19 protein-coding genes are annotated in these 25,870 nt (G+C 72.5%); 13 read left to right on the top strand and 6 right to left on the bottom strand.

All coding sequences use genetic code 11. The features are described from left to right. Positions 1 to 184: 184 nt before the first annotated feature. A complete protein-coding gene (locus tag AB0K03_RS19990; RefSeq protein ID WP_364686931.1) occupies positions 185 to 631 on the top strand; it encodes a hypothetical protein in 447 nt (148 codons plus the stop codon). Between the two features lie 46 nt (positions 632 to 677). Here AB0K03_RS19990 and AB0K03_RS19995 read toward each other — a convergent pair whose 3' ends face one another. The 4 genes from AB0K03_RS19995 to dnaK form a co-directional block, all read right to left on the bottom strand. Beyond that, positions 678 to 1,118 carry a heat shock protein transcriptional repressor HspR gene (locus AB0K03_RS19995; RefSeq protein WP_364686933.1) on the bottom strand — a complete coding sequence of 147 codons (441 nt, stop codon included), beginning with the start codon at positions 1,116 to 1,118 and terminating at the stop codon, positions 678 to 680. A 33-nt stretch (positions 1,119 to 1,151) separates the two neighbouring features. Continuing rightward, complete coding sequence (gene dnaJ / locus AB0K03_RS20000) at positions 1,152 to 2,339, bottom strand: molecular chaperone DnaJ (protein ID WP_364686935.1); 1,188 nt, start codon at positions 2,337 to 2,339, stop codon at positions 1,152 to 1,154. Between the two features lie 103 nt (positions 2,340 to 2,442). Continuing rightward, positions 2,443 to 3,090 (bottom strand): nucleotide exchange factor GrpE, encoded by a 648-nt coding sequence (grpE, locus tag AB0K03_RS20005; protein ID WP_364686937.1) that lies wholly within the window; start codon positions 3,088 to 3,090, stop codon positions 2,443 to 2,445. After that, positions 3,087 to 4,973, bottom strand: coding sequence for a molecular chaperone DnaK (gene dnaK, locus AB0K03_RS20010; protein WP_364686939.1), 1,887 nt, complete (start codon positions 4,971 to 4,973; stop codon positions 3,087 to 3,089). Before dnaK ends, grpE begins: the two co-directional genes overlap by 4 nt. Positions 4,974 to 6,000: 1,027 nt before the next feature. Here dnaK and AB0K03_RS20015 point away from each other — a divergent pair. Genes AB0K03_RS20015 through AB0K03_RS20025 form a run of 3 tightly spaced genes read left to right on the top strand, consistent with a single transcriptional unit; the run spans position 6,001 to position 10,684 of the window. After that, a complete protein-coding gene (locus AB0K03_RS20015; RefSeq protein ID WP_364687135.1) occupies positions 6,001 to 7,743 on the top strand; it encodes a dynamin family protein in 1,743 nt (580 codons plus the stop codon). Next, entirely contained in the window at positions 7,740 to 9,425 is a 1,686-nt protein-coding gene (locus tag AB0K03_RS20020) for a GTPase (RefSeq protein ID WP_364686941.1), read from the top strand. Before AB0K03_RS20015 ends, AB0K03_RS20020 begins: the two co-directional genes overlap by 4 nt. A gap of 35 nt (positions 9,426 to 9,460) precedes the next feature. Continuing rightward, positions 9,461 to 10,684 (top strand): hypothetical protein, encoded by a 1,224-nt coding sequence (locus AB0K03_RS20025; RefSeq protein WP_364686943.1) that lies wholly within the window; start codon positions 9,461 to 9,463, stop codon positions 10,682 to 10,684. A 6-nt stretch (positions 10,685 to 10,690) separates the two neighbouring features. On the opposite strand, the gene AB0K03_RS20030 is transcribed toward AB0K03_RS20025, so the two are convergent. Then, positions 10,691 to 12,055 (bottom strand): hypothetical protein, encoded by a 1,365-nt coding sequence (locus tag AB0K03_RS20030; protein WP_364686945.1) that lies wholly within the window; start codon positions 12,053 to 12,055, stop codon positions 10,691 to 10,693. 416 nt (positions 12,056 to 12,471) lie between these two features. On the opposite strand from AB0K03_RS20030, the gene pdhA reads away from it, so the two are divergent. From pdhA to AB0K03_RS20070, 8 genes are all read left to right on the top strand, one after another. Further along, positions 12,472 to 13,611, top strand: a complete 1,140-nt coding sequence (gene pdhA / locus AB0K03_RS20035; protein WP_364686947.1) for a pyruvate dehydrogenase (acetyl-transferring) E1 component subunit alpha — start codon at positions 12,472 to 12,474, stop codon at positions 13,609 to 13,611. Beyond that, complete coding sequence (locus AB0K03_RS20040; RefSeq protein WP_364687137.1) at positions 13,608 to 14,597, top strand: alpha-ketoacid dehydrogenase subunit beta; 990 nt, start codon at positions 13,608 to 13,610, stop codon at positions 14,595 to 14,597. The genes pdhA and AB0K03_RS20040 overlap by 4 nt, the downstream gene beginning before the upstream one ends. Positions 14,598 to 14,602: 5 nt before the next feature. Further along, complete coding sequence (locus AB0K03_RS20045; protein ID WP_364686949.1) at positions 14,603 to 16,204, top strand: dihydrolipoamide acetyltransferase family protein; 1,602 nt, start codon at positions 14,603 to 14,605, stop codon at positions 16,202 to 16,204. Between the two features lie 168 nt (positions 16,205 to 16,372). After that, positions 16,373 to 16,510, top strand: coding sequence for a hypothetical protein (locus tag AB0K03_RS20050; RefSeq protein ID WP_199513346.1), 138 nt, complete (start codon positions 16,373 to 16,375; stop codon positions 16,508 to 16,510). Between the two features lie 736 nt (positions 16,511 to 17,246). Further along, entirely contained in the window at positions 17,247 to 21,053 is a 3,807-nt protein-coding gene (locus AB0K03_RS20055) for an LppU/SCO3897 family protein (protein ID WP_364686951.1), read from the top strand. Between the two features lie 193 nt (positions 21,054 to 21,246). Continuing rightward, entirely contained in the window at positions 21,247 to 23,022 is a 1,776-nt protein-coding gene (locus tag AB0K03_RS20060; protein WP_364686953.1) for an NHL domain-containing thioredoxin family protein, read from the top strand. 52 nt (positions 23,023 to 23,074) lie between these two features. Continuing rightward, entirely contained in the window at positions 23,075 to 23,752 is a 678-nt protein-coding gene (locus tag AB0K03_RS20065) for a PAQR family membrane homeostasis protein TrhA (RefSeq protein ID WP_364686955.1), read from the top strand. A 100-nt stretch (positions 23,753 to 23,852) separates the two neighbouring features. Then, entirely contained in the window at positions 23,853 to 24,524 is a 672-nt protein-coding gene (locus tag AB0K03_RS20070; RefSeq protein WP_364687139.1) for an alpha/beta hydrolase, read from the top strand. Here AB0K03_RS20070 and AB0K03_RS20075 read toward each other — a convergent pair. After that, entirely contained in the window at positions 24,479 to 24,868 is a 390-nt protein-coding gene (locus AB0K03_RS20075) for a helix-turn-helix domain-containing protein (protein ID WP_364686957.1), read from the bottom strand. The genes AB0K03_RS20070 and AB0K03_RS20075 overlap by 46 nt on opposite strands. Before the next feature lie 125 nt (positions 24,869 to 24,993). On the opposite strand from AB0K03_RS20075, the gene AB0K03_RS20080 reads away from it, so the two are divergent. Continuing rightward, positions 24,994 to 25,839 (top strand): SDR family oxidoreductase, encoded by an 846-nt coding sequence (locus AB0K03_RS20080; protein ID WP_364686959.1) that lies wholly within the window; start codon positions 24,994 to 24,996, stop codon positions 25,837 to 25,839. Positions 25,840 to 25,870 lie beyond the last annotated feature (31 nt).

The raw sequence follows: 25,870 nt of genomic DNA on the forward strand, positions 1-25,870 counted from the left end.
ACCGGTATCTGAAAGTGATACACCATCACTTCCGCCGACCGCGGTATCGCGCTAACGTGTCGCCGCGACAACATCGTGTTATCAGGGCGACCAGCGACGCGGCGGAACGAGGGGCTCTCCACCGCAGGCGCGGGCCCGCTGCCGGAGGAGGACGGCGGATGAATCAGCGTGACGAGGCGGCATCGTGACCGTGCGCGAGTCGACGTTCTTCGGATTCGCCAACCCGGTCGACCCGAGGCCGGAGGAGCTGCAGGCCTGGGCGTACCACCCGGAGGCCGTGCCGCTGGACAGCATGCCGTCCGACTGGGATCTGCTGATCTCGGGTGACGTGCTGGCTCCCACCCTGTTCGAGCTGGCCATGGACCGGCAGTGCCCGGCCCGCCGGTTCGCACAGCACTGCATGTACATCTACGCGGCGGACGGCGTACGCCCCAACGCGTCCTCGCAGCGCAAGCGCCGCCTGAAGAAGTACGTGGAGCGCGCCGAGGAGGTCGGCGACGAGCCCATGTCCATCTGGGCGCACAACTGCCGGGTGCTGATGACCCGGCCGGAGCTGTTCGACTACGAGGACTGGATCGAGGGCGGCCTCGTCCGGCACCCGCGGCGCCTGGCGCTCTTCGGCCGCCGCTGAACCCTGGAACGGAAAAGCCGCCGGTGCTTGCGAGCACCGGCGGCTTTTACTTGTCTCCTGAACGGCGGGGTCGCCACACCACGAGGGCGGTCGACGGACGCTCCTGCCGGACCAGGTCGCGGCGCGGGTACGGCCCCACCGCCTCGAGCTGGGCGATCCGCTGGTACGCGTCCTCGAGCTGCGACTCCAGCTGGGCCACCCGCTCCTGCAACTCACCCACGAGCTGTTCGAGGCCGATGATCCGCTTGATCCCGGCGAGGTTGACGCCCTCCTCCTGGCTCAGCTTCTGCACCTCGCGCAGCAGGGCGACATCGCGTTCGCTGTAGCGCCGGCCGCCGCCACCGGCCCGGCCGGCCTGCACTAGGCCGAGCCGGTCGTACTGGCGCAGCGTCTGCGGGTGCATGCCGGCCAGCTTCGCCGCGACAGAGATGATCAGGACCTTCGCGTCGGAGGCCCGCTCCAGCGAGATGTTGATCTCCTCGTACATGTGCCACCTCCCGAAGGCGCCCTGCCCATCCGATTATCCCCGGCGCAGCCGGGCCTCGAGACGTCCGCGTTCCGCCTGCGGCGTCAGCTTGGCGAACTGCTCGAGGGCGTCCCGCGCCTCGCCGGAGACGCCGGCCGGGACCTGGACCTCGACGGTGACCAGCAGATCGCCGGCCCGGCCGTCGCGCCGCTGCACGCCCTTGCCCCGGGCCCGCAGCTTGCGTCCGCTGGGCGTACCCGGCGGCACCCGCAGGGTCACCGGCGCGTCCAGCGTCGGCACCCGCAGATCCGTGCCGAGCACCGCCTCCGCGAACGTGATCGGCACCGTCAGCGTGATGTCGTCGCCGACGCGGCCGAACAGGTCGTCGGGGCGTACCCGGACCTGCACGTACAGGTCACCGGCGGGACCGCCGCGCTCGCCCGGCTCGCCCCGGCCGCTGAGCCGGATCCGCTGCCCGTCGGCGACGCCGGCGGGGAAGCGGACGTTGATCGTGCGGTTCTTGGTGACCCCGCCCGTGCCGCGGCACTCCGGGCACTTCTCGTCGACGATCGTGCCCGCGCCCTGACACTCCCGGCAGGGCTCCGAGAAGCTGAACGAGCCCTGGTTGCGCGACAGCAGGCCCGAGCCGTGGCACTGCGGACAGGTCCGCGGCTGGGTGCCGGGCTTCGCCCCGTTGCCGTGGCAGGTGTCGCACACGCCCGGCGAGCGCAGCGTGAGCGGCAGGGTCGTGCCCTTCACGGCGTGCGCGAAGTCGAGCGTCACCTCGGCCTCGACGTCGCGGCCCCGCTGCGGCCCGCGCCGGCCCGCTCCCCCGGCGCCGCCGCCGGAGAAGATCGAGCTGAAGATGTCCGAGAAGCCGGCACCGCCGAACCGGCGGTCACCGGCGCCCGAGCCCGCTCCCGCGCCGCTGAACCCGCCGAACAGGTCCGACGGGTCGAAGTTCGCCCCACCGCCCGGGCGGGCGCCCCGGCGGAACGCGCCCGAGCCGAACAGCGAGCGCATCTCGTCGTACTCTTTGCGCTTCTTGTCGTCGGAGAGCACGTCGTACGCCTCGGACGCGGCCTTGAACCGCTCCTCCGCGTCCTTGTTGCCCGGGTTGCGGTCCGGGTGGTTCTCCCGGGCCAGCTTCCGGTACGCCTTCTTGATCTCATCGGCGGAGGCGGACTTGCCCACCCCGAGAACGGCGTAGAAGTCCTTCTCCAGCCAGTCCTTCGAACTCATCCACCCCACCTCCTCCTATAAAGCGTCTTCAATCCTGTCTTGGGTGGCGGGTGGGGCGGTCGGATGGTCCCGCCCACCGGATGGTGGGCGGGACGGGACATTGTCACGCGGGGTCGGCGACCGCGACCATCGCGGGCCGCAACAGCCGCTCGCCGAGGGTGTAACCGCGGCGCATGACCTCGACGCAGCTCGGCTCGGTGACGTCGGCAGACGTCAGGTGCGCGACCGCCTCGTGGCGGGTGGGGTCGAACGGGTCGCCCTTCTCGCCGAAGGCCGCCAGGCCCAGCTTGCCGACCACGGCGCCCAGCGACTCCGCGACCGCGGCGAACGGGCCGACCAGGTCGCCGTGCTCGCGCGCCCGGTCGATGTCGTCCAGCACCGGCAGCAACGCGGTGAGCACCGCGCCCGTCGTCTGCTCGGCCGCCGCGCTGCGGTCACGGTCGACGCGCTTGCGGTAGTTCGCGTACTCGGCTGTCACCCGCTGCAGGTCGCGGGTGCGTTCCTCCAGCTCGGTGCGCAGCGCCTCGAGCTCCGCGCCGAGACCCGGCGTGGTGTGCCCCTCGTCCTCCGGTTCCTCGGCGGCGCGGTGCGCGCCGCCCTTGGACTCCTTCGGCTCCCGGGGCTGCTCGCCGGCCTGCTCCTCGGGCTCCTTGGTCACCGTGGTGTCCTCACCGTTCAGGTTGATCTTGCGGCGATCCCGGATGACGACGCGTTCGGTCGCCTGAGCGTCCCCGTCGTCCGTCCGGCTCACTTCTTGTCGTCCTCGACGATCTCGGCGTCCACGACGTCGTCAGCGCCACCCTGCTGCGGACCGGCGCTCGCGCCCGCCGCGCCGGCCGGACCGCCGGCCGGGCCCTCGGTGCCGTCCGGACCCGGGGTGCCCTGGGTGCCGTCCTGCTGCTGCTGGGCGTAGAGCAGCGAACCGGCCTGCTGGGACACGGTGGCCAGCTTCTCGTGCGCGGTCTTGATCTTCTCGATGTCGCTGCCGCCCAGCGCGCCGCGCAGGTCGCCCAGCGCCTCACTGATCTGGTTGCGGGCGTCCTCGGGAAGCTTGTCGCCGCTCTCGGCCAGGAACTTCTCGGTCTGCCACTGAAGCTGCTCGGCGAGGTTGCGCGTCTCCGCGTCCTCCTTGCGCTTCTTGTCCTCGTCGGCGTGGTCCTGGGCGTCGCGCATCATGCGCTCGATGTCGTCCTTCGGCAGCGCGGAGCCGCCGGTGATCGTCATCTTCTGCTCCTTGCCGGTGCCCAGGTCCTTCGCGTGGACGTTCACGATGCCGTTCGCGTCGATGTCGAACGTGACCTCGATCTGCGGCACGTTGCGCGGCGCCGGGGGCAGACCGGTCAGCTCGAAGGTGCCGAGCTTCTTGTTGTACGCCGCGATCTCCCGCTCGCCCTGGAACACCTGGATGAGCACGGACGGCTGGTTGTCGTCGGCCGTGGTGAAGACCTCGGAGCGCTTCGTCGGGATCGTGGTGTTGCGCTCGATGAGCTTGGTGAAGATGCCGCCCTTGGTCTCGATGCCCAGCGACAGCGGGGTCACGTCGAGCAGCAGGACGTCCTTGACCTCACCCTTGAGCACGCCGGCCTGCAGGGCGGCGCCGACAGCGACGACCTCGTCCGGGTTCACGCCCTTGTTGGCCTCGCGGCCGGTCAGCGACTTGACCAGGTCGGAGACGGCGGGCATACGGGTGGAGCCGCCGACCAGGATGACGTGGTCGACGTCGGCGACCTTGACGCCGGCGTCCTTGATGGCCTGCTCGAACGGGCCCTTGCAGCGGTCCAGCAGGTCCTGGGTCATGCGCTGGAACTCGGCGCGGCTCAGGGTCATGTCCAGGTGCAGCGGGCCCGACGGACCGGCCGTGATGTACGGCAGGTTGATGCTGGTCGTGGTCGCCGCGGACAGCTCGATCTTGGCCTTCTCCGCGGCCTCCTTGAGGCGCTGCAGGGCCATCTTGTCCTGGGACAGGTCGACGCCGTGCTCGCCGCGGAAGGTCTTGACCAGGTGGTCGATGATCCGCTGGTCCCAGTCGTCGCCGCCGAGGTGGTTGTCGCCGGAGGTCGACTTGACCTCGATGACACCCTCACCCAGCTCGAGCAGGGACACGTCGAAGGTGCCGCCACCCAGGTCGAAGACCAGGACGGTCTGCTCCTTGGAGCCCTTGTCGAGGCCGTACGCCAGGGCGGCGGCGGTGGGCTCGTTGACGATGCGCAGGACGTTGAAACCCGCGATCTCGCCGGCCTCCTTGGTGGCCTGGCGCTGCGCGTCGTTGAAGTACGCCGGGACGGTGATGACGGCGTCGGTGACGGTCTCGCCGAGGTAGGCCTCGGAGTCACGCTTCAACTTCATGAGCACCCGCGCGGAGATCTCCTGCGGGGTGTACTTCTTGCCGTCGATGTCGATGGACCAGTTGGTGCCGACCTCACGCTTGACCGAACGGATCGTCCGGTCGGGGTTGGTCACCGCCTGACGCTTGGCGACCTCGCCGACCAGCACCTCGCCGTTGCGCGCGAAGGCGACGATGGACGGAGTCGTCCGGGAGCCCTCCGCGTTGGCGATGACGGTGGGCTCGCCGCCTTCCAGAACGCTGACGCAGGAGTTCGTGGTGCCGAGGTCGATGCCGACCGCTCGTGCCATGTTCGCTTCCTCGCTTCTTACCGGGCTCTGCTTGCTGGTGTAACGCGCTTCTTGCTGGGGTGTAGCAAGTCTTCGGGTCTCAAGTTGAGTGGACCGGACTCAATGATGCCACGGGATCACCAGTCCGCAAGTCGAACTTGAGTCGACCCGGCGCAACTTCTGGGCCGAAGGTTCCTGTCCGGTCACGACGGGTGGGGTACCTGTTGTCTGCGATGCATAGATCGGGCACGCTTTACCCGTGACGACGCACGGTGACGCGGTCGGTCCGTCGGCCACGCCCGCCGTAGCCGACACCCCGCTGACAAAACCGCAGACCAACGGTGGTCCGGCTGCTGCCGGGAAACCCAGATCGACGGGTACGCCCACAGCGTCCCCGACCGCACCACCACCCGGGCCGGATTCCATGGCAGAGACAGGCGAACCCGAGGAACGGGGCACTACCGCGCCCTCCGAGCCCCCGGAGGCGGCACCGGCGCCCGACCCGGAACCGCCGGCCGCGAGCACTCCGGCTGCGAAGAAGAAGCGGCCGGCGAAGGCTCCCGCCAGGACGGCGAAGAAGCCGGACCCCGAGGCCGCGGTTGAGGCGACGGACGATGCCGAGCCCACCGCCGAGGTCAAGACCGAGACGGACGCCGAGGTCAGGACCGAGCCCGCCGCCGACACCGAACCGACCGCCGAGATCCAGGCCGAACCGGTTCCCGACACCGAGCCGACCGCCGAGCTCGAGACGGACGCCGAGGTGGAGAACGAGCCCGCGGCCGACGCCGAACCGACCGCCGAGCTCAAGCCGGAGCCCGAAGTGGACGCCGAGCCGGCCGCCGAGGTCAAGGCGGAGCCGGCCCCCGACGCCGAGCCGGCCGCCGAGGTCGAGGCCGGTGACGACGGTTCGCCGGCGCGGCCCGAGTGGCCGCCGCCCTCCGCGTCCACCAGCGGCAACGTCGTGACCACGCAGGCGCGTCCCGAGACCCTCGACGATCTCGCGCCGCTGCCCGCCAGCCCCGCGCCCACGTCGGGCGGTGCTGCCGCGCTGGAGGCCGTACCGCCGGTGGAGGCGCCGGCTGAGGTGGGCCGACTCGCCACCGCTCTGTCCCGGTTGCGGGCGACGATCGGCGGGACCACGTACCCGTTGGTCATGCCCTCGGCCGACGAGGCCAAGAGCGTCGGCGACGCGCTCGTCTCGCAGCTGGACGACTACCTTCTGCCGCGCCTGGCGCGGCTCGACGCCCCGCTGCTCGTGGTCGTCGGCGGCTCGACCGGCGCCGGGAAGTCCACCCTGGTCAACAGCCTGGTCCGGGCGCCCGTCAGCGCCGCCGGGGTGCTGCGTCCGACCACCCGTTCGCCGGTGCTGGTCAGCCACCCCTCCGACTCGTCGTGGTTCCGCAAGGGCGAGCTGCTGCCGGGGATGACCCGTACGGCGGAGGCCAGCAACGACCCGCGGACGCTGCAGCTCGTCGCGGCGCCCGCGCTCGGGCCCGGGCTGGCGTTCCTCGACGCGCCCGACATCGACTCGGTGGTCGACCGCAACCGGCAACTGGCGGCGCAACTGCTGGCCGCGGCGGATCTGTGGCTGTTCGTCACGACCGCGGCGCGCTATGCGGACGCCGTACCGTGGGAGCTCCTGAAGACGGCCCGGCTGCGCGGCACCGTGATCGCGCTGGTGCTGGACCGCGTGCCCGCGGAGGCCGCCGGTGAGGTCTCCGCGCACCTGGCCGAGATGCTGACCGAGCACAACATGGGCGCCGCGCCGCTGTTCGTGCTGCCGGAGACCACGCTGGACCGTCAGGGGCTGCTGCCCGAGGACGTGACGCGGCAGCTGCACGACTGGTTCGCGCAGCTCGCCGCCGACGCGGGCGCGCGCGCCGCCGTGGTGCGCCAGACGCTCGACGGCGCCCTGTCCGCGCTCGGGCCCGCCGTCGAGGGGCTGGCCGCGGCCGCCGACGAGCAGGCGGTGGCGGCCAAGTCGCTGGACGAGCGGGTGACGGCGGCGTACCGGACGGCCCGCCGGACCATGGAGAACGGTCTGCAGGACGGCCGGCTGCTGCGCGGTGAGGTGCTGGCCCGGTGGCAGGAGTTCGTCGGGACCGGCGAGTTCCTGCGCACCCTGGAGTCCCGCGTCGGGCAGCTGCGCGACAAGGTCGTCGCGGCGATCACCGGGCGTCCGGCGCCCGGCCGCAACCTTCAGGTGGCCCTGGAGTCGCAGCTGGTCACCTTGCTGCGGGGCGTCGCCGCCGACGCGGCCGAGCAGGCGTACTCGGCGTGGCAGGCGCATCCGGCCGGGGCCGAGCTGCTCGAGCCCGCGCTGCAGAAGCCCTCGGCCGACCTGCCCGAACGGGCCGAGCGGGTGGTCCGCGACTGGCAGCAGTGGGTGCTGGACCTCGTCCGCAAGGAGGCCGCCGACAAGCGGATCGTCGCGCGCGGGGCCGCGTACGCGGTGAACGGCGTCGGGCTGGCCGTGATGATCGCGGTCTTCACCTCGACGGCGTTCATCCCGACCGGCGCCGAGGTGGCGGTCGGCGCGGGCACCACCGTGGCCGCCCAGAAGGTGCTCGAGGCGGTCTTCGGCGACCAGGCCATCCGGACCCTCGCCGCCCGCTCGCGCGAGGAGCTGCTGACCCGGGTCAACGTGCTGCTCGACGCGGAGGCGGCCCGGTACACGGACCGTACCGCCGCGGTGGGCCTCGAGCTGGAGCCGGGCGCTACGCTGCGGCAGGCCGCGGCCGACGTGGAGCGTGCCAGGGAGGAACTCGCCTTGACCGGGACGCCGTCATGAGCCTCGTCGAGAAGGTCAAGCGTGCCCTCGGCGGTGACGACCGGGTGGACGCCCAGCAGCTGGTCGAGCGGCTGGACGCGCTACAGCGCTTCCTGCGGGTCACCGACCCCTACCTGCCGGACAACGACCTGGTGGCCGCGCACACCCTGGTGGAGCGCGCGGGCAGCCGGCTCGCGCTGTCGCAGGACCACACCGTCGTCGCGCTCGCCGGCAGCACCGGCAGCGGCAAGTCCAGCCTGTTCAACGCGCTGGCCCGGCTCAAGCTGTCGCCGGTCGGCGTCCGCCGTCCCACGACCGGGGTCGCGCACGCCTGCGTGTGGGGACCGCTCGAACCGGCCAACCGGCTGCTCGACTGGATCGGCGTGCTCCCGCGCCAGCGCTTCATCCGCGAGAGCGCGCTCGACGGCGACGACGAGGCGGCCCTGCGCGGGCTCGTCCTGCTCGACCTGCCCGACTTCGACTCGGTGGAGCGCGGGCACCGGCTCGAGGTGGACCGCCTGCTCGGCCTCGTCGACCAGGTCGTCTGGGTCGTGGACCCGCAGAAGTACGGCGACCGCATCCTGCACAACGCGTACCTGCGGCAGTTCCGGTCGCACACCGACGTGACGATCGTGGTGCTCAACCAGGCGGACCGGCTCTCCCCCGGTGACACCGAGATCGTGCTGACCGACCTCAAGCGACTCCTCGACGAGGACGGGCTGACCGGCGTGCCCGCCATGGCCACCTCGGCGAAGCAGCCCGGCATGCTCACCGAGCTGCGGGAGGCGCTGGAGAAGACGGTCGCCGAACGGCAGGCCTCGCTGCGCCGGCTCGCCGGGGACGTCGACACGGTCGCCGAGCAGCTCGCCGCCACGATCGGGCCGCCGGCCGCCGAGGACGAGATCGACCGCGCGACCGTACGCCAGCTCAGCGACGCCCTCGCCGCCTCCGCCGGGGTGCCGGCCGTGGCCGCCGCCACCGAGGGCGCGTACCGGCACCGAGCGATCGCGAGCACCGGCTGGCCGCTGATCCGTGGCGTCCGCAAACTGCGCCCGGACCCGCTCAAGCGGCTGCATCTGTCCACTGACAAGAAGGACACCGAGCCGTCGCAGGAGCTCGTGCCGGTCTCCCGTACGTCGCTGCCGGAAGCCGACGCCGCGCAGAAGTCCGCGGTCGGGCTGACCGTACGGGCGGTGGCGGCGCGAGCGGCGGCGCCGATCCCGGAAGTGTGGGCGCCGGCGCTGAACACCGCCGCGCGTTCCCGGCTCGGCGACCTGCCCGACGCGCTCGACCGGGCCGTGGCGAAGACCGATCTCGGGATGAACCGCAAGCCGTTCTGGTGGACCGCCGTCGGGCTGCTGCAGTGGCTGCTGACCATCGCCGCGGTCGTCGGCCTCGGCTGGCTCCTCGCCGGGTACGCGGTCCGCGTCCTCGGCCTGCCGGCGTTCGACAACCCGAAGGTCGGCGAGGTGCCGCTGCCCACGTTGTTGCTGCTCGGCGGGCTGATACTCGGGCTGCTGCTGGCGGTGCTGCTGCGCCCGATCGTCAACGCGGGAGCCCGCCGAGCCGGACGCCGCGCCGAGCAACGGCTGCGCGCCTCGGTCACCGAGGTCGGACGGGAATACGTCGTGGCGCCGGTCCGCGAGGTGCTGCACGCGTACGCACAGGCCCGTGAGGCGCTCACTGTCGTCCGTTCGGAATAGGGTCTGCCACCTGCTGTGCCGGTAGGCTCGGCGACATGGCCGCACCTCAGAATCCGTACGACGCGGTCCTGCACGCGGCGCGTGACGTCGCGAAGCTCGACTGCGCCCTCGACGCCGAGATGCTGGGCGCGGCGCTGCTCGGCAGCGTCTACGCCGTGGCCACCGCCGACCGGGCGACGGCGGTCCGCGACTTCGTGGGCCAGTTCCTCAACGCCACCGCGCGCCGGCGCACGGCGTCCGCCACGACGATCCGCGAGGTGTTCGCCGCGCTCGTACCGGACGCGGACGGCGCGGCGGAGGTCCGCGCCGGAGCGCAGGCCCCGGCCTGGACGGCCCACCTCGGCCGGGTCCGCCCGACCGGCTGCTACGCGTACGGCGACGTGTACGGCGACCAGACGTCCTATCTGGTCACCTTCGCCTACGACGACGCCGAGGAGGGCGGGCCGGACCACGCGGTCGTCGCCCTCGTCGACCACAACATCGGCATCACCAAGGACGTGTACGTGGGCGGCCCGGCGGAACGCATCCTCGGCCAGGTCCGCGAGATGTGCGCCGGCGACGAGCTGACGTGGTTCCGCGAGGAGGACCCGGCCCGCCTGCGCACCGAGGTCGACCGGCACCTCGAGATCACCGACGACCTCGGCGAGCTCCCACAGGACGGCAACTTCGCCACCGACCGCGCGCTCGCCGTCGCCCGCCTCTCGCTGCTGCCCCGCTCGACGGTCCCGCCGCCCGCCGAGCCGCCGGAGCTGACCGGCCCCGACCGCGAGCAGCACGTCCGCGACTTCCTGTCGTCGCCCGAGGCGGCCCGCTTCGGCCTGCACACCGTGTCGGCCGACGACGAGTTGGCCTCCCTGCACTTCTGCCTCAGCCTGCTGCTCGACCATGCGGCGAGCATGCCGGACACCGACCCGCTGCGCTGGAGCCCCGCGGTCGCCGGCCTCTTCCTGCTCGACTGGGTCCACCGCCGCGCGGTCCTCGACATGGACGACGCGGCGATGCTCCCGCGCGTCACCCGGGCCTGGTCGGCGTACGCGATGCGCAAGAAGGGCCTGCCCCAGGCCGCGGCCGAGCAGACGGACGAGATCGTCGAGGAGATGATCCCCGAGTTCGCCCGCCTGTACGCCACGGGCGAGAAGCGCAGCCCGGCGACGGCGGCGGTGGCCCAGCTGATCTCGGAGGGCGTCGACCCGAACGACCCGGACGCCATCGACGCCTGGATCGAGACCAACCGTCACCGGCTGTCCGACGACTCCTGAGCCGCCCTACCAGCGGTTGGTGCCGTCGCGGTGGTGGTGGCCGCCGGTCCGGGAGCTGCGATCCCTGGCCGGCGTACGGTCCTGCTCGCGGTGACCGCCCCGGTACGGGCGGGTCGCGGCGTGGTCGCCGTCCGGCGCCCAGCGGTAGCGGTGACTATTGTGCGTCCGCGCCGCCGCGGCGGCGGAACCGAGATTGTGCGGGCGATCGGTCACGGCTGACCTCCGGCTGGTGTCGGACCGGTCCGGCTCGGCCGGCCGATGGATGACGATCTTCTTGAGGCGGGTCCGCGCGATATGGACCGTGATGGCGGAACGGCCGGTGACGGCGCGCTTGCGGTCGGCGCACCACGGCGGGCGGCCGGGATCGGTGGGCCGGCCGGGCTCGTCGCCGCCGTCGCCGTCGCCCTGGTGATCGCCGTCGTGGCCATGCCCGTCGCCGTGATCGCCACCGTCGTGGTCGTCGCCGCCGTCGTGGTCCCCGCCGTCGCCGTGATCGCCGTCGCCGCTGTCGTGGTCGCCGCCGTCACCGCTGTCGTGGCCTCCGCTGTCGTGGCCTCCGCCGTCGTGGTCCCCGCTGTCGCCGTCGTGGTCGCTGCCGTCGCCATCGTGATCACCGTCGCCGTCGTGGTCGCCGCCGTCGCCCGGACCGCCGTGGTCGCCGGGATCGGCGGGGCTGCCGGGATCGGCGGGGCTGCCGGGATCGGCGGGGTTCCCCGGATCCGCCGGATCAATCGGGTCACTCGGATCGCTGGGAGCGGGCGGGTCGGTCGGCGTGGGTGGATCGTCGGATTCGTCCGGGTCCGTGCCGGGGCCGGCCGGCTCCTCGTCCGGCTGGGGCGGACGGTGTGGCTTCAGCACGCCGGTCCAGCCACCGGTAGCGGGAGCCGGGCGGGCCGGGTGGGCCGGGCGGGCCGGGCGGGTCGGGCTCACCGGGTTGTCGCCTCCGGGGTGGCCGCCGGTGCCCGTGGGGGCGGCGCGGGGCGGTGTGGCGGTTCGCCGGGGACGCCGTGAATCGTCCGATGCGCTGTCCCCGTACTTCCGGATTTTGCGTTTCTGGGCCTGACCCTGCAGGGGCCCGGCGGTGGGCGACCCGGCGCCGCTCGGCGGGAGCGGCACGCGGACCGGGCCCGACGACGCGGGCGGGATGAACGGCACGTCCGTGACCTTGGTGTCGCCGCCGGCGAGCTCGTCGGAGCCGGCCGTGATGGCCGCGAGGGTCGGCAGCGACGCCAGGCCGACGAGCATGACGACGAGGAGCACGTAGCGGCGGGTCGGTCCGGTGAAGCCCTCCGCGCTGTAGACGCCGTTGAGGCGCTTGCGCAACACCTTGATCGGTGGCACGAGCCCGTCGTCGTTCGGCTGCTCCGGCACGGCCGGCACCCTCCCCAGAGTCAAAGATCCAGATGGATCCGTCGGCTGCTGGGGTGAACGACGGACGCGGCGTGGGGGAGCGGTGTGGATCGTCCGTTCAGACGGAAGTGAGGGTACGAAAAACACTTATTGGGACAAACACGCCTACCGATGGCTCAGCAAGATTTCGGATCTGTGATCGACCTGACCTGTGGCGACACTCACGTTCTCTGCGAGGATGGGGGCGACGGCACCGCCGCCGTCGCCCTCCGCCCACCAGCGGGGCGCGGTGGGGGTCGTCACTCCCCGGCGGGGTCTGCGACCTCGCCGACCAACCGCGCGGCAACCTCACCCGGGCCAGGCGCGGCGCACCAGCGGTCCGCCGCGCGGACGGGCAACACCCGCCGTGGGCGCAGAGATGAAGCAGGGAGACACGGATGGCGAACGGCGAAAACGAAGTCGGGGTAGACGCCCCGGCGGGCGGTTTCGTTCAACTGCTGACCCCGGACGGTGAGCGCGTCGACAGCGTCACCACGGCGGAGGGCGTGACGTACTCGGTCGACTTCACCGACGACGAGTACCGCGAGCTGTACAAGGACCTGGTGACGGTCCGCCGCCTCGATGCCGAGGCGACCGCCCTGCAACGGCAGGGTGAGCTGGGCATCTGGGCCAGTCTGCTGGGGCAGGAGGCCGCGCAGGTCGGTTCGGGCCGGGCGCTGCGCCCGCAGGACATGGCGTTCCCCACCTACCGCGAGCACGGCGTGCTCTACACCCGCGGCATCGACCCGATCATGCCGTTCGGCCTGTTCCGCGGCGTCGACCAGGGCGGCTGGGACCCGAACGAGTTCAAGTTCAACACGTACACGATCGTCATCGGCTCCCAGACGCTGCACGCCACCGGCTACGCCATGGGCATCACCATGGACGGCAAGACCGGCAGCCCCGAGGGCGAGGCCGTGATCGCGTACTTCGGCGACGGCGCGACCAGCCAGGGCGAGGTCAACGAGTCGTTCGTCTGGTCCGGCGTGTTCAACGCGCCCATCGTGTTCTTCTGCCAGAACAACCAGTACGCGATCTCCGAGCCGCTCGAGCGGCAGACGCGCATCCCGCTGTACCGGCGCGCCGCCGGCTACGGCTTCCCGGGCGTCCGGATCGACGGCAACGACGTGCTCGCCACGTTCGCGGTGACCCGGGCGGCGCTGGACAACGCGCGCAACGGCCAGGGACCCACGCTGATCGAGGCGTACACGTACCGCATGGGCGCGCACACCAGCTCCGACGACCCGACCCGCTACCGCATCGCCAGCGAGGTCGAGTCCTGGAAGGCCAAGGACCCGATCAGCCGGCTCAAGGCGTTCCTCACCAAGCAGCAGCTGGCCGACGACACGTTCTTCGGCGAGGTCGACGAGAGCGCCCGCAAGCTGGCCCTCGACCTGCGCGAACGGGTGCTGGCCATGCCGGACCCGCAGCCGGTCACGATGTTCGACAACGTCTACCCCAACGGCTCGCCCGAGGTCGACGCGCAGCGTCAGCAGTTCGCCGAGTACCAGGCGTCGTTCGAGGGGAGTGGGCACTGATGAGCGAAAAGATCACCCTGGGCAAGGCGCTCAACCACGGCCTGCGCCGCTCGCTGGAGAGCGACTCCAAGGTCGTCATCATGGGCGAGGACGTCGGCAAGCTCGGCGGCGTCTTCCGGATCACCGACGGGCTGCAGAAGGACTTCGGCGAGGACCGGGTCATCGACACCCCGCTCGCCGAGGCCGGCATCGTCGGCACCGCGGTCGGCCTGGCCATCCGCGGCTACCGGCCGGTGTGCGAGATCCAGTTCGACGGCTTCGTGTTCCCGGCGTACAACCAGATCGTCGCTCAGGTCGCGAAGATGTACTTCCGCTCGCTGGGCAACGTGCGGCTGCCGATCGTCATCCGGATCCCGTACGGCGGCGGCATCGGCGCGGTCGAGCACCACTCCGAGTCGCCCGAGGCGTACTTCGCGCACACCCCCGGCCTCAAGGTCGTGACGTGCTCGAACCCCGCGGACGCGTACGTCATGATCCAGCAGGCCATCGCCTCCGACGACCCGATCGTGTTCTTCGAGCCCAAGCGCCGCTACTGGGAGAAGGGCGAGGTCGACCTCGACGCCGGCCTCGCGGAGGCGTACCCGTTGCACGCCTCCCGGGTGGTGCGGCAGGGCACCGACGCGACGGTGATCGCGTACGGCCCGATGGTCCGGGTCGCGCTCGACGCCGCCGCGGCCGCCGAGGAGGACGGCCGCAACCTGGAGGTCATCGACCTGCGCACGCTGTCGCCGCTCGACCTCGGCCCGGTGTACGACTCGGTGCGCCGTACCGGCCGCGCCGTCATCGTCCACGAGGCGCCGGGCAACCTGGGCATGGGCTCCGAGATCGCCGCGCGGATCACCGAGGAGTGCTTCTACTCCCTCGAGGCGCCGGTGCTGCGGGTGACGGGCTACGACACCCCGTACCCGGCGGCCCGCGTCGAGGAGGAGTACCTCCCGGACCTGGACCGGGTCCTGGACGCCGTCGACCGCTCCTTCGGCTGGTGACGCCGATGTCGCGGATCAAGGAGTTCACCCTGCCCGACCTCGGCGAGGGCCTCACCGAGGGCGAGATCCTCGCATGGCTCGTCGAGGTGGGCGACACCATCGAGCTCAACCAGCCGATCGTCGAGGTCGAGACCGCGAAGGCGGCGGTCGAGATCCCGGCGAAGTGGGCCGGCGTCGTGACCCGTATCTTCCACGACGCGGGCAGCACCGTGGAGGTCGGTGCGCCGATCGTCGCGATCGACACCGACCCGTCGGCGGGCCCGCTGCCGTCCTCTTCCTCGCCGCCCGGTTCGCCGGCCTCGCCGTCCGGTCCCGGCGACGGCGCTCCGGCCGGTTTCTCCGGGCCGGTGCCGTCGGCGGAATCGCTGGCCGCGGTCGAGGTCGCGCCGGCCGAGGGCGCGGTCGAGCCCGGCCTGATCGGTGGTCCGGCCCCCGGCGGCCGCACGGCCGTGCTGGTCGGTTACGGCCCGCGGACCGTCACCGCCAAACGCCGGCCCCGCAGCGGTACGCCCACAGCGTCACCGACCGCAACACCGGCCACCCCGCCTGCGGCGGCTCCCGCACCGGCGCCCGTGGCCGCTGCGGCTCCCCCGGTTGCGGCGGCGGTGGCGGCTCCTCCCGTCCCGGCGGCACCGTCCGTCCCGGCGGCCGGTGCTTCCGCCCGGGCCGGCGCCGTCGTCCTCGCCAAGCCGCCGGTGCGCAAGCTGGCGAAGGATCTCGGGATCGACCTGTCGTCCCTGACCGGCACCGGTCCGCTCGGTTCGGTGACCCGTGACGACGTGCAGCAGGCCGCGGCGGCTCGCGTGGCACCGGCCGCGGCACCGTCCACGTCGATCAACGGCAGCTCGGCCCCGGCCGCGGCGGCTCCGGCGGCTGCTCCGGCGCCGGCGGTGTTCGACGCCTCGCGCGAGCAGCGGATCCCGATCAAGGGGGTCCGGAAGCTCACCGCCGAGAACATGGTGGCCTCGGCGTTCACCGCCCCGCACGTCACGGAGTTCCTGACCGTCGACGTGACGCGGTCGATGAAGACGCTGGAGCGGCTCAAGGCGCGGCCGGAGTTCCGTGACGTCCGCATCTCGCCGCTGCTGCTGGTGGCGAAGGCGGTCCTGCTCGGCATCAAGCGGCACCCGATGATCAACTCCACGTGGTCCGGCGCGACGAACGAGATCGTCGTCAAGGAGTACGTGAACCTGGGCATCGCGGCGGCGACCGAGCGCGGCCTCATCGTGCCGAACGTCAAGGACGCCGGCCGGCTGGGCCTGCGCGACCTGGCCGAGGCGCTCAACACGCTGGTCCAGGTCGCGAAGTCGGGCAAGACGCCACCGTCGGACATGTCAGGCGGGACGTTCTCCATCACGAACGTCGGGGTCTTCGGTGTCGACACCGGCACCCCGATCCTGCCGCCCGGCGAGTCGGCGATCCTGGCGTTCGGGGCCATCCGGCCCATGCCGTGGGTCCACAAGGGAAAGATCAAGATCCGCCAGGTCACCACCCTCGGGCTCTCGTTCGACCACCGCATCGTCGACGGCGAACTGGGGTCCAAGTTCCTGCGCGACGTCGGGACCTTCCTCGGGGACCCGGAGGGCACTCTCCTCTCCTGGACGTGACTTTCGTCGGTAAGACCTTTACCTGACCTACGATTCTTAGGCAGGTAAGCGAGATCACCCCCTGAAACGTTGGCTGCCTGTGTTTCGGCGCGGTTTAATGGATACAGCGCCGAAACACAGGCACTACACAGCGAAGGCCCACAAGGCCGCAGGGGAGTGAGCACCACCATGAGCACCATCGAGCGCATCCGCCACCGCCGCCAGGTCAAGCGCGAGGCCCGCGCCATCGAGCGCGCCTGGAAGGCCGCGCCCACGCAGGCCATGCGCGACGAGATCGCCATCTTCGCCCAGCACCGCGTCCTCTGATCCCGCCGCAACCGGGCACGCCCGCCTGACGCATCCGGGCAGCGAACGGACATTCCGTTCGCGCCGACGTCCTGCGTCGCGGCGCGCGCATGATCGATCGTCGCGCGGCGCCGGGATCGACTGAGCAATCCGTTTCATCACCCGCGTCTTCCGATCGCCTCCCGATCGACGCGGCCCCGAGGTCCAGGCCGGCTCACCGGCCTGGACCTCGTCGTATCCGCCACCCGTCGGCTTTCCTGCACCGGGCGCGCCTTTACCTGCGGGGCCTCCCCTAGCCAGGCGCGTCACCCCCCCTGCCGGGCCTCCCTCGCCGGGCGTCCCACCCTTGTCGACCTTCCCTTCGCCGGGGCGTCACCTCATTCTCCGGGCCGCTTCTTTGGTCTGCACTATCGGCCCTTCTTTCGTCAGCCGTTCCGGATCGTTTCGTCAGCCGTTCCGGATCGCGGGAGTCCACTCCGCACCGAAACACCTCGATGACGCTGCGCGATCTCGAATCCAAGCTTCGGGTGATTTGTCCGGCGTAACCATGATCACGTCGAGTGGTTTTCGCGCCGCTCCCGCGCTCCGCGGGGCGTACACCGGGATTCCGAGTGTCGTCGGCGACCGGTACGGTTGGGCACGGTCACCCGCCCCGGCTCGGCCGGTCGGGGAAGTGATCAGGGTCATGCCCAGCTCTGCTACGTCGGCCGCGTCCGTGCATAAGCTGGCACGGCCGACAGTCATGGAGGAGGCGGATATGACGTCCGAGGGCCAGCAGTCCGGCCACCAGCCGGGGGCCACGTCGGGCGGCGGAGCCGAGCCGTTCGGCACCGACGGCTTTCCGCCGGACGCCTTTCCGCCCGATGGGGACGGTTCGGCATCGTCCGACCACGGCCCGTCGTACCCGCACGCGCACGACTCCTTCCCCAGCGCGTACGCCCCGCCGCCGCAATCGACCCCGAACGGCGGCTCGCCCTTCGTGGTCCCCGCCGTACCGCCCACCGGGCAGGTCTCCGCGCAGCAGGGTCCCGCGTTCGGCCCCGGCGCCGCCAAGTTCGCGTCCGCCGGCTCCGCGCGCGTACCGTCCCCGGCGGCTCCGGAGGCGCAGGGCTCAGCCCGCCCGCCGGGCTTCCCGGGCCCGACCGGCACGGCCGAGCCCGTACGCGCCGCCGCCACGCCGCCGGAGCCCCCCGCCGCCGCAGCTCAGCCGCCGGCCTTCCCCCCGCCCGCCTCCGCGGGCCAGGCCTCTCCTTTCCCGCCGCCCGCCACTTCGGGCCAGGCATCCGCATTCCCGTCGCCCGGCGGTTCCGCTCAGGGCCAGTCGCCCGGCGGTTCCGCTCAGGGGTCCGCATTCCCGCCGCCCGGCGGCGCAGGTCAGGGGTCTCCGTTCCCGCCGCCCCGGGACGCCGCTCAGCAGGATGACGGTCGCGGGAACGGCGCGCAGCCACCGCTGACCCGCCGCCAGGCCACGCCGATGGACTCGCCCGCCCAGCCGCCGCGCGCCGGCGACCAGGACGAGCCGGCCCATTCGATGTGGGCGCCGCCCGCCGCGGCACAGTCTTCCTCCGCCGACGAGCGGAACCCCTTCCAGCCGCAGCAGGTCCGGCAGGCGCAGGGCGGCGGTGAGCTTCCGCAGCGCTCCCCGGGCGTCGCCGGCGGTCCGCTGTCGGGTCCGGTGGGCGAGTTCAACGGCTTCACCCCCGTCCGATCCGCTCCCCCGCAGCCCGAGGGGCCCCGTCGCGCCGGCAACCCGTTCGACCGCGAGAGCGGCAATGCCGACCAGGGCGCGCCGTTCCCCTTCGGCCGGGACGGCGGCTCGCCGGACCGGGACAACGGGTTCGACCGCGACGGTGGCGACCAGGCGTCGCCGGGCCGGCCGCCGGGCGTCTCCGCCTTCGGTGACCAGCGCGTACGCGTACCCGGCGCCACGCTGACCGGCCTGCCGGACGGCCCGGCGTCCCCCGAGGACGGCGCCTCCCTGCCCGGGCGCGGCGGTTCGTCAGACAGCGGCGGCTTCCCCGTGCGAGGCCGAGCCCCCGAGGGCGCGAGCTTCCCGCTACGTGGCAGCTCGGCGGGTGAGGGTTCACCGTTCGCACCGGACCGCCACCTCAGGGATCGGGAAAGCGCGGCGGACGCTCCGGGCTCGCCGTTCGCGCGAGCTGATCAGGGCTCGTCCACCCCGTTCGGTCAGCCCGAGCCGTCCCGGCGGCCGGACGCCGAACCGTCACCGTTCGCCCGGCAGGCCGACGACCCGTTCAGCCGGCCGGCCGAGGACCCCTTCGCCCGCCAAGCCGACGACGCGTTCGCGCGGCCGGCCGGCGAGCCGTTCCCGCGGCAGGCCGGCGGTCCCTTCGGAGGGCCGGGGTCCGACGACTCCCGCGACGCGGCGGAGCCGCCTTTCGGGCGTACCGGAGAGGCTCGCGACGAGGGTGACCGGCCCGGCGGCTATCCGCAACGCGTGCCGGGCGCATCCTTCGGCGCGCCCGACGCGGGACGACCTTCCGCACCCGACTCCGCGCCCCCCGGACCGGCCGACGACCGGCCGGGACCGGCCGGCGGCAGCGGCTACCCGCAGCGGGTGCCCGGTGCGGCTCTCGCTTCGGGCGGCGCTCCCGTGGTCGCCGATCCCGTGATCACCGAGCCGCGCAACGCCGCCTCGGTGCCGCAGCCCCGCGACCCGGCCGACGTCGCCGGTCAGTCCGAGCCGTCCGGCCCCGCGAAGGGTTCGGCACGCCCGGTCTCGGCCAGCGCCTCCGTCCCGGTGGCCAGCCGCGTCGCGCCGGTCGAGGCGGACGAGATCCCGCCGCCGGCACCGGCACCGCAGTCCCGGGTGTACGGCCGCGCGGCCCCCGCGTCCGAGAACGATCAGGACGAGGACGGCTCGGAGGCTCCGTTCGGCACCCGGCCCGGCGCGGACGCGTCCGACGAGGGCCGCATGTTCGGGCCCCGCCCCACGTCGGGGTCCGCCGGTGTCTACGGTGCGGCACCTGCCGACGGAGGACAGTTCGGCACCAGGCCGGCCTCCGGCTCACCCGCCGGCAGCCCGGCTCACGCACCCGCCGACGACCGGTCCGGCGACTCCGGCTTCGGGGCCGCCCACGACGGCCGCCCCGGCTTCGGGGCCGCCGACGACGACCGCTCCGGCTTCGGGGCCGCCCACGACGGCCGGGCGGCGAGCGGCGCGTTCGGCGCGGGCACCGGTTTCGCACCCGGCCCGCGCCCGACCAGCGGCGGCTTCGGAAGCGACCAGGCCGGGTTCGGTAGCGAGCAGCCTCCCGGCGGCTTCGGGAGCGACCAGGCCCCCGGCGGCTTCGGCATCGACGCCGGCGGACCTCGTCCGACCAGCGGCGGCTTCGGCGGCCCGGGATCCGAGCCCGGCTTCGGACCCGCCTCCGGCCGCACCGACTCGGACGCCTCGGAAGCCGGCGGTTTCGACGATCAGCCGGATCGGTTCGCCCCGCCGCCGAACCGTCCCGGCACCTACGGCTCCCCGTCATCCGGTGCGGGTTCTGCGGAGGGCGGTCCGGCCCCCACGTCCGGTGGCCCCAAAGTCGCGGGACGGGCTTCGGCGAGCGCGCGGGTCAGTCCGCCCGGACAGCCGTTCACGCCTTCGGCACCCGGTTCGCCGGCGCCCGGGGCATCCCAGGACGGTCCCGACGCGGCGGCATTCAGCGAGTTCACGTCGGACCTCGCCGGGCGTGGACGACCCGGGCAGCCGGGGCACCCCGGTCCGGTTCCCGGCAATCCGGCGAGCCGTACGACGCCGCCGGACTACAGCGAGCACACCACGGACGTGTCCGGCCGTGGGCAGGGCGCGGCGGAGCAGCCGTACGTGCCCGCGCCCGCCCTGCCGACCCTGCACGCCCAGCCGCCGCTGGAGAACGGCTTCCCGCCCCCCGGCGGCCAGACGTACGGTGACCGTCAGCCCGGCGGCCAGTCCTTCGGCGACCGCCCACCCTTCGGGGATCGGCCCGGTAACCAGGCCTTCGGCGACCGGCAGCCCGGCGGTCAGCTGTTCGGCGAGCGGCCACCTGCCGACGCGACCCAGCAGTTCGGTGAGCAGGGGCACTCGGACGCCGGCCAGCCGTTCGGTGCGCGGGCCGGTGCTGCCAGCCGGGCCACGGTGACGCCGCCGCCCGACCCGGACCGGACCGCGAGCTGGCCGGGCACCGGCGGGCAGGACGAGCAGGACCGGTTCAACTCGTTCCAGCCGGAGATCCAGCCGGCGGCGGAGGCCGCCAAGCCGGAGACCCCGCACGTACGGATGCTGCCCGTGCTCCTCGGCGTCATCCTCGGCGCCGGTCTGCTGGTCGGCCTGACGTTCGGCATCACCTGGCTGATCGCGCGCGGCTCGGATTCCGGTGGCTTCTCGGTGAGCACGGGCGACTGTGTGAAGCGTGAGGGCAACGAGGCGGTGACCGCGAAGTGCGGCGATCCGGGCACGTTCGAGGTGACCTCCATCGTGGACACCAAGGAGCAGTGCACGGACCCGGGGCAGCCGTACGTGCTGAACCCGACCGGCGACAACAAGACCCAGGTCCTCTGCCTGAAGCCGCGAGGCTGAGCCCGCGAGGCTGCGAGCCGCGAAGGCTGCGAGCCGCGAAGGCTGCGAGCCGCGAAGGCTGCGAGCCGCGAAGGCTGCGAGCCGCGAGGGCTGACGGGCACGCACAGCTGACACCGGCCGGCCGGTGTCAGCTGTGCCACGTCGCACACCTCCTGACGCCGGATCCGCCCGGCCGATCGGGCACGATGGCGGCATGAGCGCGCGCGTACGGGCCCCCGAGTTCCGCGGCCGGGGCTGGCTGAACACCGGCGGCAAGGACCTCAAGCTCGCCGACGTCCGGGGCCGGATCGTCATCCTCGACTTCTGGACGTTCTGCTGCATCAACTGCCTGCACGTGCTGGACGAGCTGCGCCCGCTCGAGGACAAGTACGGCGACGCGCTGGTCGTCATCGGCGTGCACTCACCCAAGTTCGAGCACGAGCGGGACCCGGAGGCCCTGGCCGCCGCCGTCGAGCGGTACGGCGTACACCACCCCGTCCTGGACGACGCCGACATGGTCATGTGGCAGCAGTACGCCGCCAAGGCCTGGCCGACCCTCAGCGTGATCGATCCCGAGGGTTACGTCGTCGCCTCGATGGCCGGCGAGGGACACGCCGAGGGCCTCTCCCGCCTGCTCGACGAGCTCATCGCCACGCACGAGGCGAAGGGCACCCTGCGGCGCGGCGACGGGCCGTACGTGGCGCCCGCGGCGGAGGAGACCCTGCTGCGGTTCCCCGGCAAGGTCGTCGAGCTGCCCGGCGGCAACCTGCTGGTGTCCGATTCGGCCCGGCACTCGCTGGCCGAGCTGACCCCGGACGGCGAGCGGCTCGTCCGGCGGATCGGCACCGGGCAGCGGGGTCGCGCCGACGGTCCCGCGGACCGGGCGAGCTTCTCGGAGCCGCAGGGCCTCTGCCTCCTGCCGGACGGCCGGACCGTGGTGGTCGCCGACACCGTCAATCATCTGCTGCGCGGCCTGGACCTGGAGACCGGCGAGGTCTCCACGCTCGCCGGCACCGGCCGGCCGTGGCGGTCGGCCGAGGACGACGGCGTCTCGCTGTCGTCGCCGTGGGACGTCGCCTGGTACGACGGCCGCGTCATCATCGCGATGGCCGGCATCCACCAGCTGTGGTGGTTCGACCCCGAGCAGGGGACGACGGGCGTGTACGCGGGCACGACCGTGGAGTCGCTGCGGGACGGCCCCCTGCCGGACGTGTGGATGGCTCAGCCGTCGGGCCTGTCCGCGTACGGGACGAAGCTGTGGATCGCCGATAGCGAGACGTCCGCCCTCCGCTGGATCGAGGACGGCGAATTGCACACCGCCGTCGGCCAAGGGCTCTTCGACTTCGGCCACGTCGACGGCGCCGCGACGGAGGCGCTGTTGCAGCACCCGCTGGGTGTGGGTGCGCTCGCGGACGGTTCGGTGCTGGTCGCGGACACGTACAACGGCGCCGTCCGGCGGTACGACCCGGCGACCGGCGAGGTGTCCACGGTGGACTCCGGGCTCGCCGAGCCGAGTGACATCCTCGTCACCCGCGGCGGCGACGTGTTCGTGGTGGAGTCGGGTGCGCATCGTCTGGTCCGGCTCGCGCCCGGGGCGGTGAAGACCGTCGAGGGCGAACGCCACCGCACCGAACGGCCGCCGTCGAAGCTCGCGCCCGGCGAGGTCACGCTGGACGTGGTGTTCACTCCCGCGCCGGGTCAGAAGCTCGACACGACGTACGGCCCGTCCACCCGCCTGGTCGTGTCCGCCTCGCCTCCCGAGCTGCTGCTGGAGGGCGAGGGCACCGGCACCGACCTCTCCCGGCGGCTTGTGCTCAACCCGGCCGTACCGAAGGGGATCCTGCAGGTCGTGGCGCAGGCCGCGACGTGCGACGCGGACGTGGAACACGCCGCCTGCCACCTCACGCGCCAGGACTGGGGCGTCCCGATCGAGATCGACGACAGCGCGCCGAACCGGTTGCCCCTCATTCTTCGCGGGCTGGACGCCTGAGGGATCAGGATCACTACTCGCTAGTAACCTACGGTGTCGTAACCTGAGAGGCGTGACGACCTCGACCCCGTTCCGGATGAAGCCTGCCGATGTCGGCAAGCCGCGGTTCCGCGGCCGGTTGCACCAGTACGCGTTCTTTGTCGCCCTCGCTTGCGGCATCGTGCTCTGCTCGATCGCGGCGACGCGTCCGGGCTGGTCACCGTTCTTCAGTTGCCTGATCTACAGCTTCACGGTCTGCGGGCTGTTCGGCATCAGCGCGCTGTATCACCGGCGGATCTGGAGCGAACGCGGCTACCAGATCATGCGGCGCATGGACCACTCGATGATCTTCATCTTCATCGCGGGGACGTACACGCCGTTCTGCGTGCTGCTGCTCGACGGCGGCAAGAGCACGCTGATGCTCAGCTTGATCTGGGGTGGCGCGCTGGGCGGGGTCGCCCTCAAGAGCATCTGGCCGCACCTGCCCCGCTGGGCGGGTGCGCCGCTGTATCTGGCGCTGGGCTGGGGCGCCGTCGCGATCCTGCCGGACGTCCTGCACACCGGCGGCGTCGCCACCCTGGTTCTGCTGGCGACCGGCGGGGTCATCTACAGCGTCGGTGCGGTGTTCTACGCGCTGCGCCGGCCGAACCCGTGGCCGGAGGTCTTCGGCCACCACGAGTTCTTCCACGCCTGCACGCTGGTAGCGGCGCTCTCTCACCACATCGCGATCTACTTCGCCCTCTATACGTGAGTTCCCGGTCGGGTCGCTGCACGTCTACGACACGGGCGGGGACGGGCTTCCGGTCCTGTGGCATCACGGCACCCCCAACATCGGGACTCCGCCCGGCCCGCTGCGCCGGTCCGGCATCCGGTGGATCTCGTACGACCGTCCCGGGTACGGCGGGTCAGCCGCGCACCCGGGTCGCGGGGTGGGGGACGCGGCCGGCTATGCGACGCAGGTCGCGGACGCTTTGGGGGTCGACCGGTTCGCTGTGGCCGGCCACTCCGGTGGCGGCTCGCACGCTCTCGCCTGCGCCGCCCGGCTGACCGGCCGCGTCCTCGCCGTCGTGAGCATCTCCGGGCTGGCCCCGTTCGACGCCGACGGGCTCGACTGGTTCGCCGGCATGGGACCGACCGGGGCGGCGACGCTGCGCGCGGCCGCGGCGGGAGGCACGTACGACGCCGAGGATGTGGACTTCATCCCGGCGGACTGGGCGATGTTCGACGGTCCGTGGTCGTGGTTCTCCGAGGTGGTCGAGCCGGCCGTCGCCGGTGGCCGGGAGGCACAGGACGCCGACGACCGCGCGTACGTGTCGTCCTGGGGTTGTGATCCGGCGGCGATCGCCGCACCGACCCTGCTCGTGCACGGCGGCCGCGACCTGGTCGTGCCGAGCGCGCACAGCGAGTGGCTCGCCGCCCGCATACCCGGCGCGGAGCTACGGCTGGGCCCGGAGGACGGGCACATCTCGATCCTGAATCACGCCGACGCGGCGCTGGACTGGCTGGTGGCACGCGCGTCGTAGGCCTCGCGGGCCTCGATGACATCGCCGATGTGGGTCTCCGCCCACTGCTGCAGGGCGTCGACGAGGCCGAGCAGGCTGCGCCCGAGGGTCGTGAGCGCGTAGTCGACGCGCGGCGGGACGACCGGGTGCACCGTACGCGTCACCAGACCGTCGCGTTCCAGGCCGCGCAGCGTCTGGGTGAGCATCTTCGGACTGACACCGGGTATGCGCTGGGCGAGCTCGGTGTAGCGCAGCGGGCCGCCCTTGAGCGATCCGACGATCAGCACGCTCCAGGCGTCGCCGATGCGGTCCAGCACCTGCCGGCTGGGGCAGTTCTTGGCGTACACACTGGTCTCCACCTGCACACTATCCCTCAGGTGAGTACTGCACTTCAAGGTGCTCACTCTCCATCGGGAAGTGTCAGCCGACCTGCCCGGTTGTGCTCGTACGGCGGTCGACCGGCCGCCCTATGAGACCAGGGAGTTCAGTCATGACCATCGTCGTCACCGGCGCCACCGGGCACTTCGGCCGTCACGCCGTCGAGTCGCTGCTCAACCGCGGGGTACCCGCCGGCCGGATCGTGGCGATCGGCCGGAGCGTCGAGAAGATCCAGGATCTGGCGGGCCGCGGCGTGATCGTCAAGCGCGCCTCGTACGACGAGCCGGAGTCGCTGCGCGCGGCGTTCGCGGGCGCCGACAAGCTCCTGTTCGTCTCCGCCAGCGAGCCCGGCAAGCGCATCCAGCAGCACCAGAACGTGGTAGCGGCCGCCAAGGACGCCGGCATCGGCAAGATCGTCTACACGAGCATCCCGCACGCCGACACCTCGGACATGATCCTGGCGACCGAGCACGCCGCCACCGAGCGCGCGCTGACCGAGTCCGGCATCCCGTCGGTGTTCCTGCGCAACAGCTGGTACCTGGAGAACTACGACCTCAAGGGCGCCCTCGAGCACGGTCTCTACGGCGCCGCCGGCGAAGGCAAGCTCAGCATCGCGACCCGGGCGGAGCTCGCGGAGGCTGCCGCGGCCGCCATCGCCGCGGACGGCATCGACCAGCAGGTGTACGAGCTGGGCGGCGAAGGCGTGACGCTGAGCGAGCTGGCGGCCGAGGTGGGACGCCAGTCCGGCCGCGACGTCACGTACACCAACCTGACCCCGGAGAAGTACACGGAGTTCCTGGCCGGGGTGGGCGTACCCGAGGGGTTTGCCGCCGTGCTGGCCGACTCGGACCGGGCCGCCGCGAACGGCGCCCTCTTCACCGGCACGGAGGACCTGGAGAAGCTGCTCGGCCGTCCCGCGACCCCGCTGGCCGAGTCGGTCCGCGCCGCCCTGGCCTGAGAAACGACTCGGGCGCCGCTCCGAATCCGGA

It is taken from the genome of Actinoplanes sp. NPDC049316, assembly GCF_040677315.1.
Classification (GTDB): domain Bacteria; phylum Actinomycetota; class Actinomycetes; order Mycobacteriales; family Micromonosporaceae; genus Actinoplanes.

Bases quoted from the DNA above. Each gene is read 5' to 3' on its own strand.
- AB0K03_RS19995 (WP_364686933.1), bottom strand. From the start codon at position 1,118: ATGTACGAGGAGATCAACATCTCGCTGGAGCGGGCCTCCGACGCGAAG.
- dnaJ (WP_364686935.1), bottom strand. From the start codon at position 2,339: ATGAGTTCGAAGGACTGGCTGGAGAAGGACTTCTACGCCGTTCTCGGG.
- dnaK (WP_364686939.1), bottom strand. From the start codon at position 4,973: ATGGCACGAGCGGTCGGCATCGACCTCGGCACCACGAACTCCTGCGTC.
- AB0K03_RS20020 (WP_364686941.1), top strand. From the start codon at position 7,740: ATGAGCCTCGTCGAGAAGGTCAAGCGTGCCCTCGGCGGTGACGACCGG.
- AB0K03_RS20025 (WP_364686943.1), top strand. From the start codon at position 9,461: ATGGCCGCACCTCAGAATCCGTACGACGCGGTCCTGCACGCGGCGCGT.
- pdhA (WP_364686947.1), top strand. From the start codon at position 12,472: ATGGCGAACGGCGAAAACGAAGTCGGGGTAGACGCCCCGGCGGGCGGT.
- AB0K03_RS20045 (WP_364686949.1), top strand. From the start codon at position 14,603: ATGTCGCGGATCAAGGAGTTCACCCTGCCCGACCTCGGCGAGGGCCTC.
- AB0K03_RS20050 (WP_199513346.1), top strand. From the start codon at position 16,373: ATGAGCACCATCGAGCGCATCCGCCACCGCCGCCAGGTCAAGCGCGAG.
- AB0K03_RS20055 (WP_364686951.1), top strand. From the start codon at position 17,247: ATGACGTCCGAGGGCCAGCAGTCCGGCCACCAGCCGGGGGCCACGTCG.
- AB0K03_RS20060 (WP_364686953.1), top strand. From the start codon at position 21,247: ATGAGCGCGCGCGTACGGGCCCCCGAGTTCCGCGGCCGGGGCTGGCTG.
- AB0K03_RS20080 (WP_364686959.1), top strand. From the start codon at position 24,994: ATGACCATCGTCGTCACCGGCGCCACCGGGCACTTCGGCCGTCACGCC.